The organism is Microbacterium sp. STRO-1N (genome assembly GCF_057748015.1).
This window is the reverse complement of the sequence record NZ_CM173234.1, coordinates 1,609,507-1,624,942: the sequence shown is the minus strand read 5'-3', so window position 1 is coordinate 1,624,942 and position 15,436 is coordinate 1,609,507. Positions and strand designations below refer to the sequence as shown.

Below are 15,436 nucleotides of genomic sequence, written 5' to 3'. Positions count from 1 at the left end.
GCCTCAGCGAGCGGAGCGCAGGCCGCGGTTGATCTGGCGACCCCAGAACGGGCCGCGGTAGAGGAACCCCGTGTAGCCCTGCACCAGGGTGGCTCCGGCATCCAACTTCTCGCGCACGTCTTCGGCCGTCTCGACGCCGCCGACGGCGATCACGCAGAAGTCGTCCGGCACCGCGGAACGAACGACTTTGAGGACCTGCATCGAGCGCTCCCGCAGCGGAGCACCCGAGAGTCCTCCTGCGCCGGCCGCCTCGACCGTAGCCGCGTCGGTCTTCAGGCGGTCGCGGCTGATCGTGGTGTTGTGCGCGATGATTCCCGCGAGCCCCTCTGCGACGGCGAGCTGCGCGATGGCCGCGATCTCGTCGTCCGGCAGGTCGGGGGCGATCTTCACGAGCAGAGGCGTGCTGCCCGCGGCATCCTTCACGGCCCGCAGCAGCGGAGCGAGCGTCTCGACGGCCTGCAATCCCCGCAGACCCGGTGTGTTCGGCGAGGAGACGTTGACGGCGAGATAATCCGCGAGCGGCGCGAGCTTCGTCGCACTGGCGACGTAGTCCGCTGTCGCGTTCTCGACCTCGACGACCCGGCTCTTGCCGATGTTGACGCCGATGATGGTGGCGGGCTTGCGTCGGCGCAGCTTCGCGAGGCGCTTGGCTGCGGCATCCGCTCCGGCGTTGTTGAAGCCCATCCGGTTGATGAGCGCGCGATCGGGGATCAGGCGGAACAGGCGAGGCTTGGGATTGCCGTCCTGCGGGATCGCCGTAATCGTGCCGACCTCGACGTGTCCGAAGCCGAGCGCCGCGAGACCGCGCACGCCGACGGCGTTCTTGTCGAAGCCTGCGGCGATGCCGAACGGCGAGGGGAACACCAGGCCGAGGGCGTGCACGTGCTGCTCCAGCGGCGGCGCGGTCAGCGCGCGGGTCGCCCATGAAAACGGCGGAACGCCGAGCACGCGGATCACCGCCATGCCGGCATGGTGGGCGAACTCGGAATCAAGGCGCGACAGGACGACGCGGAAGAGCAGCGGATACATCCCTGCCAGATTACCGGTCGTCGGCGGCCTTTCCTGCGCGCGCGTGGTCCTCACGCAGGTCGCTGATGGCGCTTTCGAAGTCCTCGAGGGAATCGAACGCCTGATACACGCTGGCGAATCGCAGGTACGCGACCTCATCGAGATCGCGCAGCGGCCCGAGAATCGCGAGCCCGATCTCGTTCGCATCCAATTGGGAGACGCCGGTCGCGCGCACGTTCTCCTCCACACGCTGGGCGAGTACGGCGAGATCGGAGTCCGTCACCGGGCGCCCCTGGCACGCCTTGCGCACGCCCGAGATCACCTTCTCGCGGCTGAACGGCTCCATGACGCCACTTCTCTTGATGACGTTCAGGCTGGCGGTCTCGGTCGTGGAGAAGCGGCCACCGCACTCGGGACACTGCCTGCGCCGACGGATCGACAGACCGTCGTCGCTGGTGCGCGAGTCGATGACGCGGGAATCCGGGTGCCGGCAGAACGGACAGTGCATTTGACTCAGCGTACTCGGTCAGTCGCCGACCTGTTCGGAAGCGAACCGCACCTCGACCGCCTCGCCGTGAGCGGGGAGGATCTCGGTGTTCGCCAGCGCGACGACTCCAGCACGCACTCCGGCCAGCGCCGCGTGGTCGTAGCGGATCACCTGCTGCGGGCGCAGGAACGTGTAGGCGCCGAGACCGGGCGCGTAGCGCGCCTGGCCGCCGGTGGGCAGCACGTGGTTGCTTCCGGCCATGTAGTCGCCCAGGCTCACCGGGGTCTGGTCGCCGACGAAGATCGCACCGGCACTGGTGAACGCGGATGCCGCGGCATCCGCGTCTTCCAGGTGCAGCTCGAGGTGCTCCGGGGCATACGCGTTGCTGAACTCCACGGCCATCGCCCTGTCGTCCACGAGCACGATCGCGGACTGCTCCCCCGCCAGCGCTGCGGCGACGCGGTCGGCGTGACGCGTCGACACCGCCTGCGTCGCGACTTCTGCCGCCACGCGCTCGGCGAGTTCCGGCGAGTCGGTCACGAGCACGGCAGAGGCCTGCTCGTCGTGCTCGGCCTGGCTGATGAGGTCGGCAGCGATGAGGCGTGCGTCGGCCGCGGCATCCGCGACGATGAGGATCTCGGTCGCACCGGCTTCCGAATCGGTCCCGACGACGCCCGCGACCGCACGCTTGGCGGAGGCGACGTAATTGTTGCCCGGGCCGGAGAGGACGTCGACGGGGTCGAGGCCGATCTCGTCGACACCGTGGGCGAACGCGCCGATCGCGCCGGCTCCGCCGATGGCGTAGACCTCGTCGACGCCCAGCAGACCGGCGGCCGCGAGGATCGTCGGGTGGACGCGGCCGTCCTGATCGGACTGCGGCGGCGAGGCGAGTGCGATCTTTTCCACGCCTGCGACCTGAGCGGGGACGACATTCATGATCACGCTGGACGGATAGACGGCCTTGCCGCCCGGGATGTACACCCCGACGCGTCGGACCGGCTGCCACCGCTGCACGATGCGAGCCCCGGGGCCGATGTCCGTGGTCTGTTCGGCCGGCACCTGAGCAGCCGAGGCCTGCCGCACGCGTCGGATGGCCTCCTCCAGCGCTGCGCGGATGTCGGGGGCGAGTGCCGTCACCGCGGCGGCGATGTGCTCGGAGGGGACACGGATGGCGTGCCCGGTGACCCCGTCGAAGCGCTCGGCCTGCTCACGCAGCGCCGTTTCGCCCCTCGTGCGCACGTCCTCGACGATGCGCGTGGCGGTGTCCAGCGCCTCTGCACGTGCCTGTGCGGCGCGCGGCACGGCCGCGAGCATGTCTGATGCCGAGAGCTCGCGCCCTCGGAGGTCGATGGTGCGCATGTCAGCCTTTCGTGATGTCGTCGATGTCGTGCAGATAGCCGATACGGCCATCATCATGTCGCACGACGAACGCACCACCGCGGTCTTCGATCACGAGCGCCCACGCGTCGGGGCCGATGCGGAACAACGGCTCTCCGCGCTCGTCCACCACATCGCGTTCGCTGGGCGCCAGCGCCCAGAACGGCTGCGCGACCGGAGCGAAACGCGGGTTGGTCGCATCGACGTCGAACGCCGCTTCGGCGACGACCTCACTGCCGACGACCTCGACGACATCGATCTCGATGATCTCGGGCTCGACGGCCTCAGGCTCTGCGACCTCAGGCTCGATGAGTTCAGGCTCGAGACCGAGCTCGCTGATGGGTTCGACATCGGCCTCGTCGTCAGCGAGACGCCCGCCTTCGGCATCCTCGCCCCGCGAGCGACGCGCGTAGCCGGGCACGTAGTCGTCATCCGTGAGCACGGATCCGGTGTCGCCGCCGGAGGCGTGGGCGGAGAGCGGAACCTGATCGGCCAGCCCGAGAGCAGCGATCTCGTCGGTGTTGTTCTCTCCGGAGAGCTCGGTGTCCAGCGTCGGGGCGGCCGCCGCGGCCGCGGTCGGCTTGGACTCACGCGGACGCGCGATGACGGGGCGGACCGGATTGGCGTTGCGGTGGGCCAGCGTCTCCAGCCGGCCGATGAAGTCCTCGCGCAGTCCGGGGATCAGCGGCGCGAAGACGGTCAGGGCGACGAGTGCGAGCGAGGCGACCAGCCCGACCCAGGGAACCCAGGCGGCCGGGGCCATGCCGGTGGCCACCCACGACCCGACGAGGGACCACAGAACCTGCGCCCACCAGATCGCGGCGACCGCGGACGCCACAGAGGCGAACTGGTCGATACCCAGCGAACCGACGCGACGGATGCCGTCGGGTGAGAACCGACGCAGCACGATCAGGAACACGGCAGCCGTCGGCAGACCGATAGGCAGCACCCAGGAGATCCCCTGTCCCCAGACCGACGACGTGCCGGCGGCGAGTGGGAAGAACGACACGACGAACGCGATCAGCCACACGCCGACGAGGATCAGTTCGCGCAGGGTGAATCCGAGGACGCCGTATTCCGGGGTGACCTGGTCCTCGTAGAGGACGGAGCCGTCCTCCAGCGTGAACGCGTCATCGGTGGCGGGCGTCGCGGACTCGGGTGCGTCCTCGAACGGGTGCTGGGTACTCATCCTGTTCCTTTCGTCACGGGGCGCGGCCATGTCGGCCGACTCCCCTAACGCGTCCCGATATTACCTGTGAGGGCTCGGGCACCCCTTATCGAAAGCCCAACCGTCATGACTTTCTCATGAAGCCGTCACCCGATGCACGCCGGGCCGAGCAGCGACTTCAGATCTCCGAACAGGTCGGCGGACACCGTCACCGGCATAGGAACTTCGAAGACCTTGGCCGTCCGTCCGCGATGCACCCGGAGCAGCACTTCGGTGTCCCCGTTGTGACGGCGGAGCACGTCGGCGAGGTCGTTCATGACACGCTCGGTGGCGCGCTGCTCCGCCACCACGAGTGAGAGTGGACCAGCCGCATCGAACGAGCCGACGTCCGGGGCGAACGCGGACTGCGCATGCAGGTTGAGTCCGTCGTCGCGGCGGGAGACGCGGCCGCGCACGGCGAGGATCGCATCCTGCTGCAGCACGTGCTGGAACTCCGTGTAGGTCTTGCCCATGAACATCACGGTGACCTCGCCGTTGAAGTCCTCGACCGTGATCATGCCGTACGGATTGCCGCTGGCCTTGGCGACGCGGTGCTGCACACTGGTGACGAGTCCCGCGACGGTCACCTGGTCGCCATCCTGCAGGTCCTCCGACGCCAGCAGGTTGTGGATCGAGATGGACGCGTGCTTGGCCAGCGGGACTTCGAGTCCGGCGAGCGGGTGGTCGGACACGTACAGCCCCAGCATCTCGCGCTCGAAGGCCAGCTTGTCCTTCTTGGTCCACTCCGGGCGCTCGGGAACCTTGGCCGGCGCCGCCTCCTCCATGTCGTCGTAGAGGCTGTCGAAGTCGAATCCGATCGCCCCCTGGGCCTCGTTGCGCTTGCGATCCACGGCCGCCTCGACGGCATCCTCGTGGATCTCCATCAGCGCGCGACGACTGTCCCCCATCGAGTCGAACGCCCCGGCTTTGATGAGCGACTCGACGGTCCGCTTGTTCGCGACGTGCAGAGGGACCTTGTGCAGGAAGTCATGGAAGGAGGAGAAGGTCTCCTTCTTGCGCGCCTGGACGATGCCGTCGACGACGTTGCTGCCGACGTTGCGCACCGCGCCGAGGCCGAAGCGGATGTCCTCGCCGACTGCGGCGAAGAAGTTGATCGACTCCCCTACATCCGGCGGCAGCACACGGATGCCCATGCGGCGGCACTCGTTCAGGTAGAGCGCCATCTTGTCCTTGGAGTCGCCGACGCTCGTCAGCAGCGCCGCCATGTACTCGGCGGGATAGTGCGCCTTGAGATACGCAGTCCAGTACGACACGAGTCCATAGGCCGCGGAGTGGGCTTTGTTGAACGCGTAATCCGAGAACGGGAGCAGGATGTCCCACAGCGCCTTGATCGCGGCCTCGCCGAAGCCGCGCTCCTTCATGCCGCCGGAGAAGCCCTCGTACTGCTTGTCCAGTTCGGACTTCTTCTTCTTGCCCATCGCGCGGCGGAGGATGTCCGCCTGGCCGAGGCTGAAGCCGGCGACCTTCTGTGCGATGGCCATGACCTGCTCCTGGTAGATGATCAGGCCGTACGACTCCTGCAGGATCTCGGCGAGCGGCTCCTCGAGCTCGGGGTGGATCGGCGTGATCGGCTGCTGGCCGTTCTTGCGCAGGGCATAGTTCGTGTGCGAGTTCGCACCCATCGGGCCCGGTCGGTACAACGCGATGAGGGCCGAGATGTCACCGAAGTTGTCGGGTTTCATCAGACGCATGAGCGAGCGTAGCGGCGGGCTGTCGAGCTGGAACACGCCGAGCGTATCGCCCTTGCCGAGCAGGTCGTACACTCCGCGGTCTTCGAGGGCGAGGTGCTCGAGGTCGAGTTCCTCTCCCCTGTTGAGGCGGATGTTGTCCAGCGCATCCGAGATGATCGTGAGGTTGCGAAGCCCCAGGAAGTCCATCTTGATGAGGCCGAGCGTCTCGCACGACGGATAGTCGAACTGCGTGACGATCTGCCCGTCCTGCTCGCGTCGCATGATCGGAATGATGTCCAGCAGCGGCTCGGACGACATGATGACGCCGGCTGCGTGCACGCCCCACTGGCGCTTCAAACCCTCGAGCCCGAGTGCGCGGTCGAAGACGGTCTTCGCCTCGGGGTCGGTCTCGATGAGCGCACGGAATTCGCTGGCTTCCTTGTAGCGAGGGTGCGCGGAGTCGAACATGCCGTCCAGGGGCATGTCCTTGCCCATCACGGGAGGCGGCATGGCCTTCGTGAGGCGCTCGCCCATGCTGAATGGGAAACCCAGCACGCGTCCGGCATCCTTGAGGGCCTGCTTGGACTTGATGGTGCCGTACGTGACGATCTGGGCGACGCGCTCCGAACCGTACTTCTCGGTCACGTACTCGATGACCTCGCCGCGGCGACGGTCATCGAAGTCGACGTCGAAGTCGGGCATCGAGACGCGGTCGGGGTTCAGGAAGCGCTCGAAGATCAGGCCGTGCTCGAGCGGATCGAGATCGGTGATCTTCATCGCGTACGCGACCATGGATCCCGCACCGGAACCACGCCCCGGCCCGACGCGGATGCCGTTGTCCTTGGCCCAGTTGATGAAGTCGGCAACGACGAGGAAGTAGCCGGGGAAGCCCATCTGCAGGATGATGCCGGTCTCGTACTCGGCCTGCTTGCGCACCTTGTCGGGGATGCCGTTCGGGTAGCGGTAGTGCAGCCCGTTCTCGACCTCCTTGATGAGCCAGCTGTCCTCCGTCTCGCCGTCCGGGACCGGGAAGCGCGGCATGTAGTTCGCCGAGGTGTTGAACTCGACTTCGCAGCGCTCGGCGATCAGCAGCGTGTTGTCGCACGCCTCTGGGTGATCGCGGAACAGCTGCCGCATCTCGGCTGCGGTCTTGATGTAGTAGCCGTCGCCGTCGAACTTGAACCGGTTCGGGTCGTCGAGCGTCGAGCCCGACTGGACGCACAGCAGCGCCGCGTGCGCGTCGGCCTCGTGCTGGTGCGTGTAGTGCGAGTCGTTCGTCGCCACCAGCGGGATGCCGAGATCCTTCGACAGGCGCAGCAGGTCGGTCATGACACGACGCTCGATCGAGAGGCCGTGATCCATGATCTCGGCGAAGTAGTTCTCCTTGCCGAAGATGTCCTGGAACTCGGCCGCGGCGGCGCGTGCCGCGTCGTACTGGCCGAGGCGCAGACGCGTCTGGATCTCGCCTGACGGGCAGCCTGTCGTCGCGATCAGTCCCTTGCCGTAGGTCTGCAGCAGTTCGCGGTCCATGCGGGGCTTGAAGTAGTAGCCCTCCATGCTCGATCGGGAGCTCAACCGGAACAGATTGTGCATGCCCTCGGTGCTCTGGCTCCACATCGTCATGTGGGTGTACGCGCCGGAGCCGGAGACGTCGTCGCTCTTCTGGTCCGGGGATCCCCACTGGACGCGCGACTTGTCGCTGCGATGCGTACCCGGCGTGACGTAGGCCTCGAGACCGATGATCGGTTTGACACCGGCATTCTGGGCCGCGCGGTAGAACTCGAACGCCGCGAAGGTGTTGCCGTGGTCGGTGACGGCGATGGCCGGCATGCCGTAATCCGCGGCAGCCTGAGTCATCGCAGCGATCTTCGCAGCACCATCCAGCATCGAGTACTCGCTGTGGACGTGGAGGTGCACGAAGGAGTCGGATGCCATGCTTCGAGTCTACTTTCGGCCTGAGACATCGGTAGCCGCCGCATCCAGGATCAGGACGATCCACCGAGATCAAGACGTCCGGTGCGGAGTCCTGATCTCAGGCGGTCGTCCTGATCTCGGACGGGATGCCGCGGCTACGGCGCCTTGTCGACGACGGTGATCTCGGCGACGGTGCGGCTCGACCACAGGGGTGCGTCCTCGCCGGTGGCCGTGCCGTCGGCACCGTACGGCCAGGAGATCACCTGGATGACATAGCCGTGTTCGGTGTCGAGCGTGATGTCGACGGGCGCCGTTCGGCCGTCACCGTTGCGCCGCTCGTAACGGAGCGTCGTCCGCACGCCGTCCACCTGGACGACCTCGACGTCCTCGAGCGTCGCGAACGCCCGCAGCATCCCGGCGCGCGCATCGGCGGGAGCGAGATTGAACGCGTTCACATCGCTGATCGTCTCGACGAAGTAGTGCCCGAGCCCATAAGGATCTCCCTCGCCCTCGTACCTGTCGCTGAACCAGGCGATGACGCCGGGCACATCGTCAGGCATGTCCGCGTACTCGTCGGCGCCGTCGAGGCGGTATTCGAACGTCCCGCCGTCGCCGCCTGCCTCGGCGATTCCGCCGGGGTAGCGGGTGATCCCGGCATGGGACGACGGAGGGTTCACATCCGCCCATTCCTGCTCGGCCTCCCCCCGACGATCGCCGAATCCGTCCACGACGGCGTACGGGTCGCGCTCGCGCACCCACTCGTCGCCCTGGTCGGCGGGCACGTAGGTCGTCATCCGGTCCTCGACGATCAACGTCGCCTCGGCGTCCGCCGGATCATCATTGTTGAAATGCGCCTGCTCCGGCATGTCCGCGTCCCAGCGCACGCTCCAGGAGGACACCGTCTCGAACCGTCGGAATCCTCCGGGCGCCAGCGGCTCATCGGACTGCACGGCTCCGGCCGCCGCCTGTTCGAACACCGCGGCGGAGGCGCTCGGCGCTTCCACCGGCGCGACGACGGATCCGACCACCACGACTGTCGCCGCGGTCGCCGCGACCAGTCCGCCGATCCCGAGTCCTGCCCCCGCCCGGCGCCGACGACGGCGGGCCCGGTCCGGCCGCGCGCTGCGCGCGATCTCGCGCGTCAGCGCCTGGCGCACGACGCGGACGTTCTCCTCGGTGATTCGGGCCTCGTCGGCCCCGATCTCACGAATTCGTTCCGAAAGCAGCATCGGTCTCCTCCTTCACCATCCAGGTCAGCCGGGTCGCGGAATGCGAACCTGGCGGTGCGAGCTTGCGACGGACGCGGTTCAACCGGGACCGCACGGTCCCCACCGGCACGCGCAGCGCCTCGGCGATCTGGTCGTAGGTCAGATCCGCCCAGGCGTAAAGCAGCAGCGTGTCGCGGTCCTTCGCCGACAGAGCAGCTATCCGCGGCGCCAGCGCTGTCAGCGCGGCATTCGCATCCATCCGGGCATCGGATGCCGCGTGCGGCAGTTCTGCGGCCACGGCATCCGCACCGGCCGACGCCTCGAACGAACGCCATTGCCTGGCCTCGGCCGTACGATGACTCTTCACCACGCGGGTCGCGATCCCCAGCAGCCACGGCCTCGCCGACTCCCACGCCGAATCGAACGCTGCCCGGCGCTTGAACGCGACGAGGAAGGTCTCGCTCAGGACATCGTCGACGGCATCCGCCCCGATCCGTCGCCGGATGTAACCGCCGACGGGACGGACGTGCCGCTCGAAGATCTCGGAGAAGACTCCTGGTTCGTCGAGCGACCGCTGGATGATCTCGCTGTCTGTGCTCACACTGGGTATTGCTCGCCCATGGCGATTCGGTTCATGAATCCCTCGAATCGGTCAGATCCAGCCGCATCAGCACCCGCGGGAAGCCGTCGAGCACGGAGCCTGTCTCGGCCGCCATCTCGAACCCGGCGCTCTCGAAGAGCGCCCGCGTTCCCACATACGCCATCGTGAGATTCACCTTCGCTCCGTCGTTGTCGACGGGATAGCCCTCGATCGCCGGCGCACCGCGCTCGCGCGCATATGCGACGGCACCCTCGATCAGCGCGTGCGAGACACCCTGTTTGCGGTACCCGGGTCGCACACGGAAGCACCACAGCGACCAGACGTCGAGATCATCCACGTGTGGGATCAGCCGGTTGCGCGCGAAACTCGTGTCCCGCCGCGGATGCAGCGCAGCCCACCCGACGGGCTCGCCCTCGAGGTATGCGATCACACCGGGCGGCGGGTCGTACTCGCACAGCTCCCGTACGCGTTTCGCCCGCGCCTCGCCCTTCAGTGCGACATTCTCCTTGTTGCCGATCCGGTAGCTCAGGCAGAAGCACACGTTCGATGTCGGCTTCTTCGGCCCCACCAGCGTGGCGACGTCATCGAAGACGGTCGCGGGGCGCACGTCGATGCTCATGCCCACAGTGTGCCGGATGCCGCCGACATCCGGTCTCTGTGTTGCGTCGAGCCCGGGATCAGGAGACCCGATCACCGGTTCGGTCACAGCAACGGCGGCATCCCCGCGCCAAAGAGCCACCCGACGCGTGACCGAAGGACGACGGCCACCCGGATCAGGACGTTCGCCCCGGATCAGGAGAAATCGGCGCATCCATCCGGATCTCGGCAGAAGCGCCTGATCTCGGATGCCGCGGGACCGCGGCGTCAGTCGCCGCGCAGCATCTCCAGCGCCCCCGCCAGGTCCGCCGGATACGGCGACTCGAACTCGACCCAGTCCCCCGTTCCTGGGTGCGCGAACGCCAGCCTGTGGGCGTGCAACCACTGTCTCGTCAAGCCCAGCCGCGCGGCCGTCGTCGGGTCGGCTCCGTAGAGCGGATCGCCGACGCAGGGATGCCGGTGCGCAGCCATGTGCACACGGATCTGGTGAGTCCGCCCCGTCTCGAGGTGGATCTCCAGCAGTGATGCACCGGGGAACGCCTCGAGCGTCTCGTAGTGCGTCACGGAGTCCTTGCCGTCCGGTGTGACGGCGAACTTCCAGGAGTGGCTCGGATGACGTCCGATCGGTGCCTCGATCGTCCCCACCAGCGGATCAGGATGCCCCTGCACGACGGCGTGGTAGATCTTCTCGACCGTGCGCTCCTTGAAGGCGCGCTTGAGCAGCGTGTACGCGTGCTCGGTCTTGGCGACGACCATGAGCCCGCTCGTTCCCACGTCCAGACGGTGCACGATTCCTGCGCGCTCAGCGGCACCGCTCGTCGCGATGCGGAACCCTGCGCCCGCCAGCGCTCCGAGGACCGTCGGCCCGTCCCATCCCAACGACGGGTGCGCCGCGACGCCGGTCGGCTTGTCGACGACGACGATGTCGTCGTCGTCGTGGATGATGCCGAGGTCGGGGACATCGACCGGGATGATGCGAGGCTCCTCCTTCGGACGCCACTCGACGCTCAGCCATCCACCGGCGCGCAGCCGGTCGGATTTGCCGAGTGTCACGCCGTCGACGCTGACGCCGCCGGCTTCGGCGACCTCCGCCGCGAAGGTCCGGGAGAAGCCGAGCATCTTCGCCAGCGCGGCGTCGACTCTCGTTCCGTCGAGTCCGTCCGGGATCGGCAGGTGCCTGGTCTCCACGATCAGGATGCCGCGCCGGAGGATGCCGGACGGGGCGCCTCGTCGTCGTGAGCCGACGCGGGTTCGGCGGTCGGATCGACACCACCGGTCTCGGTGTCGATCGCTTCGGCATCCGTCGACAGCTCGGACTCCGCAGCCGCCTGCTTCTCGGCCTCGATGTGGTCGCGCTCGCGGGTGCCGTCGAAACGCAGCCCGAACACGACGAGCAGCGCCACCGAGATCATTCCGGTGACGATGAAGATGTCGGCGACGTTGAAGATCGCGGGCATCATCCAGGGCATCGAGATCATGTCGACGACCTCGCCCCTGGCGAAGCCCGGCTCGCGGAAGAACCTGTCGCCCAGGTTTCCGAGCACGCCGCCGAGCAGGCACCCGAGGACGACGGCCCACAGACGCGAATGCACGCCGAACGCCTTCCAGATGATCACCGCACCGACCACGGTCAGAGCGATCGTGAAGATCCAGGTGTGATCCGAGCCGATCGAGAACGCCGCACCGGGGTTGCGCACGTAGAGCAGCTGAAGGAACTCCCCCCACACCGGAACCGGCTCCCCATAGGGCAGATTCTGGACCGTGAGGTACTTCACGAACTGATCGGCGGCCAGCACGATGATCGCGAGAATCGCGACGATCGCGCCGGCCGCCGACCGACGAAGGGGACGACGTCCTGACAAGAGGATGCCTTAGAGACCGATGGCGGAGACCGGCGTCGAGTCCGTCGACGCCGACTTCTCATCGAGGTCGCGCAGCTGGCCCTCGATGTACCCGCGCAGCTGAGCACGGTAGTCGCGCTCGAACGTGCGCAGTTCGGTGATGCGAGCCTCGAGCGTGTTGCGCTCGCGCTCGAGACGAGCGGATTCCTCACGCTGCTTGGCCGCGGCCTCGCTGCGGATCTTCTCGACCTCGGTCTCGGCCTCTGCGATGAGCTGAGCGCGCTTGGTCTCACCCTCGGCGACGTGCTCGTCGTGCAGGCGCTGGGCCAGCTCGATGATGCCGGCAGTCGTCGTCGTCGCGACGGGGGCAGCGGCGGCAGGCGCCTCGACCGGCGCCGGTGCTGCGGCGACAGGAGTCGGAACCTCGGAGACGACGGCGGCCTCGGGTGCCTTCTTCTCGCCGGACTCGTAAGCGGCGAGCTTGGCCTTCAGCTCTGCGTTCTCCTCGAGGGCCTTGCGCCACTCGACGACGATCTCGTCGAGGAAGTCATCCACCTCGTCGGGGTCGAAGCCGTCCTTGAAGCGGACGTGCTGAAACTGCTTGGTGACGACGTCATCCGGGGTCAGTGCCATGGGTAGGCTCCTCTTTCGATGAGTTTGTGGATCTGGGCGCGGACCCTGGGGGCGCACCTGGGAGCCAAGCATAGTCCCCGGATCTGATCGCCGCGACGGCGGACGCTCAGTCCGGGACACCTGCGCTCAGCTCGCGGCGCCTCCGATGGCGCGCACGATGGCCATCAGGATCAGCACGACGAACATCGTCAGCGCGAACCCGAAGTCCAGCGACAGGCCACCGATCCGCAACGGCGGGATGATCCGGCGGAAGAACCGAATCGGCGGATCCGTGACGGTGTAGACCGCCTCGGCGACGACCAGGCCGAAGCCCTTCGGACGCCATTCCCGATTGAAAAGCGGGATGTAGTCGAGGATCAGCCGTGCGAAGAGCACGAAGATGTAGATCAGCAGCACCAGGTGAACGATGCCTGCGATGACTGAGACCAGCGAACCCACGGGGCTATGCGTGGTCGAAAGCCGCGGACTCGACGTCCGCGTGTGCGATGCCCCCATGGCCCGACACTGCGATGTTCTCCGGCGAGAGCAGGAACACCTTGGAGGTGACCCGCTCGATCCGGCCGTAGAGGCCGAGGGAGAGACCGCTCGCGAAGTCGATGAGGCGACGGGCCTCGGCATCCGACATCTGCGACAGGTTGATGATCACAGGGATGCCTTCGCGGAAGCTCTCCGCGATCAACTGCGCGTCACGGTACTGCTTGGGGTGCACGGTGAGGATCTCGTTCACCGCGCCTGCGGCCGGCTGACGCACGGCCACCGGACGACGCAGCGGAGTCACCGGTGCGGGCGCCTGCTCCTCGACCTCACGGTCGCGCTCGCGGTGTGCACGAGCAGGAGCCTGAGAGGGCTGCTCCTCGTAGACCTCTTCCTCATCGGCGAGGCCGAGATACACCATGGTCTTCTTCAGCGGGTTTCCCATCGTGTCCTCCGGAAACTATCGGGGCTGGTCTGGTTCGAGGTTATCCCCGCACAGGGCGAGGACCGGTGATTGCGGAGCCGATCCGCAGGTGTGTCGCGCCGGCTTCGATCGCCTGGGCGAAGTCGGCGGTCATACCGGCCGAGATCCAGGACGCATCCGGATGCTGCGCTCGCACGGCATCCGCCACCGACCGCAGCCGGGCGAAGGCCGACGCGGGCTCCTCCTCCAGCGGCGCGACGGCCATGACGCCACGCAGTCGCAGAGACGGAAGCCCGGCGATGTGATCGGCAAGGCCGACAGCACCCTCGGGCGGGACGCCGCCGCGGCCGGCGTCCTGGGTGAGATTGATCTGCACGAGGACGTCGAGCACGGCGTCGGAGTCCGCCGCCCGATGCAGCGCGTCGGCAAGGCGGCCCCGGTCGACGGAGTGCACCGCGTCGGAACTGCGGCGGATGGCGGCGGCCTTGTTCGTCTGCGCCTGGCCGATGAAGTGCCAGCGCACGGGGACGCCCTCGAGCTCGCCCCGCTTCGCCGTGAGCTCCTGCTGGCGGTTCTCCCCGACGTCGGTCACGCCGAGCGCCGCGAGGTCTGTCACCAGGGATGCCGGGTGGAACTTCGTCACGACGATGCGCGTGAGCTCACCGGCATCCCGTCCGGCCAGACGCGCGGCGTCGGCGATCTGCTCATCGATCGCCGACAACCGTGCCGCCAGCGTCATCGTACGGATGCCTCGGAGTTCACTTGAGGAATTCGGGGATGTCGAGGTCGCTGTCGTCCGCGAAGGCGGGCTCGTAGCTGCTGGTCGCCGAGATCGGAGCGACGGGCTCGCGCTTCTCCTCGACCACCGGCACCTCGATGCTCTTCTCCTCGGCCACGGTCTGCTCGGGGAGCGGCTCAGGGCGCGAGAGGAACGTGGGATCCAGTCGCAGCGACGGCTCGCCGCTGTCGAACCCGGCCGCGATCACGGTCACCCGCACTTCGTCGCCGAGCGTGTCGTCGATGACGGTACCGAAGATGATGTTCGCCTCGGGGTGCGCGGCTTCCTTGACCAGATCGGCCGCGTCGTGGATCTCGAAGATGCCGAGGTTGGAGCCACCCTGGATCGAGAGCAGCACGCCGTGCGCGCCCTCGATGGATGCCTCCAGCAGCGGCGACTCCACCGCGAGTTCGGCGGCCTTGATCGCGCGGTCGGCGCCGCGGGCCGAACCGATGCCCATGAGGGCGGACCCGGCGCCCTGCATGACCGACTTGACGTCAGCGAAGTCGAGGTTGATGAGACCCGGCGTCGTGATGAGGTCCGTGATGCCCTGCACACCCGCGAGGAGCACCTGGTCCGCCGTGGCGAAGGCCTCGATCATCGAGATGCCGCGGTCGCTGATCTCCAGGAGGCGGTCGTTCGGCACCACGATGAGGGTGTCGACCTCTTCCTTCAGCTTCGTGACGCCCGCCTCCGCCTGGCTCTGACGGCGGCGGCCTTCGAACGAGAACGGCTTCGTGACGACACCGATGGTCAGGGCGCCGATCGACTTCGCGATCCGGGCGACGACGGGCGCGCCGCCGGTGCCAGTTCCGCCGCCCTCGCCAGCGGTGACGAAGACCATGTCGGCGCCGGTGAGCGCCTGCTCGATCTCTTCGGCGTGGTCCTCGGCCGCACGGCGGCCGACCTCGGGGTCGGCTCCGGCACCGAGACCGCGGGTGAGCTCGCGCCCCACGTCGAGCTTGACGTCGGCGTCGCTCATCAGCAGCGCCTGTGCATCCGTGTTGACGGCGATGAACTCGACACCGCGCAGGCCGAGTTCGATCATGCGGTTGACGGCGTTGACACCGCCACCGCCGACGCCGACGACCTTGATCACGGCGAGGTAGTTCTGGTTCTGGCTCATGGCCGGCCTCCGATATGTCGAGCCTGAAAATCTGTTCTGCGAGTGTGTGAACCTTAAACCTCAACTAGAG

At 67.5% G+C, this 15,436-nt stretch carries 15 protein-coding genes; all 15 read right to left on the bottom strand.

What is annotated here, in order from left to right; translation table 11 throughout:
• Window positions 1–3: 3 nt before the first annotated feature.
• Window positions 4–1,029, bottom strand: coding sequence for a quinone-dependent dihydroorotate dehydrogenase (locus tag AC3ANJ_RS07580; RefSeq protein WP_406245626.1), 1,026 nt, complete (start codon window positions 1,027–1,029; stop codon window positions 4–6).
• Window positions 1,030–1,039: 10 nt separating this feature from the next.
• Window positions 1,040–1,516, bottom strand: a complete 477-nt coding sequence (nrdR, locus tag AC3ANJ_RS07575) for a transcriptional regulator NrdR (protein ID WP_406245627.1) — start codon at window positions 1,514–1,516, stop codon at window positions 1,040–1,042.
• Window positions 1,517–1,534: 18 nt separating this feature from the next.
• Window positions 1,535–2,854, bottom strand: a complete 1,320-nt coding sequence (hisD, locus tag AC3ANJ_RS07570) for a histidinol dehydrogenase (protein ID WP_488318939.1) — start codon at window positions 2,852–2,854, stop codon at window positions 1,535–1,537.
• A gap of 1 nt (window position 2,855) precedes the next feature.
• A complete protein-coding gene (locus AC3ANJ_RS07565) occupies window positions 2,856–4,061 on the bottom strand; it encodes a hypothetical protein (RefSeq protein ID WP_488318938.1) in 1,206 nt (401 codons plus the stop codon).
• A gap of 125 nt (window positions 4,062–4,186) precedes the next feature.
• Window positions 4,187–7,705, bottom strand: coding sequence for a DNA polymerase III subunit alpha (gene dnaE / locus AC3ANJ_RS07560; protein ID WP_488318937.1), 3,519 nt, complete (start codon window positions 7,703–7,705; stop codon window positions 4,187–4,189).
• Between the two features lie 134 nt (window positions 7,706–7,839).
• Window positions 7,840–8,913 (bottom strand): hypothetical protein, encoded by a 1,074-nt coding sequence (locus AC3ANJ_RS07555; RefSeq protein ID WP_488318936.1) that lies wholly within the window; start codon window positions 8,911–8,913, stop codon window positions 7,840–7,842.
• Window positions 8,888–9,493 (bottom strand): RNA polymerase sigma factor, encoded by a 606-nt coding sequence (locus AC3ANJ_RS07550; RefSeq protein WP_488318935.1) that lies wholly within the window; start codon window positions 9,491–9,493, stop codon window positions 8,888–8,890. Before AC3ANJ_RS07550 ends, AC3ANJ_RS07555 begins: the two co-directional genes overlap by 26 nt.
• A 31-nt stretch (window positions 9,494–9,524) precedes the next feature.
• Window positions 9,525–10,112, bottom strand: coding sequence for a GNAT family N-acetyltransferase (locus AC3ANJ_RS07545; protein ID WP_488318934.1), 588 nt, complete (start codon window positions 10,110–10,112; stop codon window positions 9,525–9,527).
• A 245-nt stretch (window positions 10,113–10,357) separates the two neighbouring features.
• Window positions 10,358–11,278, bottom strand: coding sequence for an RluA family pseudouridine synthase (locus AC3ANJ_RS07540; protein ID WP_488318933.1), 921 nt, complete (start codon window positions 11,276–11,278; stop codon window positions 10,358–10,360).
• 2 nt (window positions 11,279–11,280) lie between these two features.
• Entirely contained in the window at window positions 11,281–11,952 is a 672-nt protein-coding gene (gene lspA, locus AC3ANJ_RS07535; protein WP_488318932.1) for a signal peptidase II, read from the bottom strand.
• A gap of 9 nt (window positions 11,953–11,961) precedes the next feature.
• Entirely contained in the window at window positions 11,962–12,564 is a 603-nt protein-coding gene (locus tag AC3ANJ_RS07530; protein WP_488318931.1) for a DivIVA domain-containing protein, read from the bottom strand.
• Window positions 12,565–12,690: 126 nt separating this feature from the next.
• Window positions 12,691–13,002: a YggT family protein gene (locus AC3ANJ_RS07525; protein ID WP_406245637.1), complete on the bottom strand. Its 312-nt coding sequence runs from the start codon at window positions 13,000–13,002 to the stop codon at window positions 12,691–12,693.
• A gap of 4 nt (window positions 13,003–13,006) precedes the next feature.
• Window positions 13,007–13,483: a cell division protein SepF gene (locus tag AC3ANJ_RS07520; RefSeq protein ID WP_406245638.1), complete on the bottom strand. Its 477-nt coding sequence runs from the start codon at window positions 13,481–13,483 to the stop codon at window positions 13,007–13,009.
• A gap of 40 nt (window positions 13,484–13,523) precedes the next feature.
• Window positions 13,524–14,201, bottom strand: coding sequence for a YggS family pyridoxal phosphate-dependent enzyme (locus AC3ANJ_RS07515; RefSeq protein WP_488318930.1), 678 nt, complete (start codon window positions 14,199–14,201; stop codon window positions 13,524–13,526).
• Between the two features lie 19 nt (window positions 14,202–14,220).
• Window positions 14,221–15,366 (bottom strand): cell division protein FtsZ, encoded by a 1,146-nt coding sequence (gene ftsZ, locus AC3ANJ_RS07510; RefSeq protein ID WP_406245640.1) that lies wholly within the window; start codon window positions 15,364–15,366, stop codon window positions 14,221–14,223.
• Window positions 15,367–15,436: the final 70 nt, after the last annotated feature.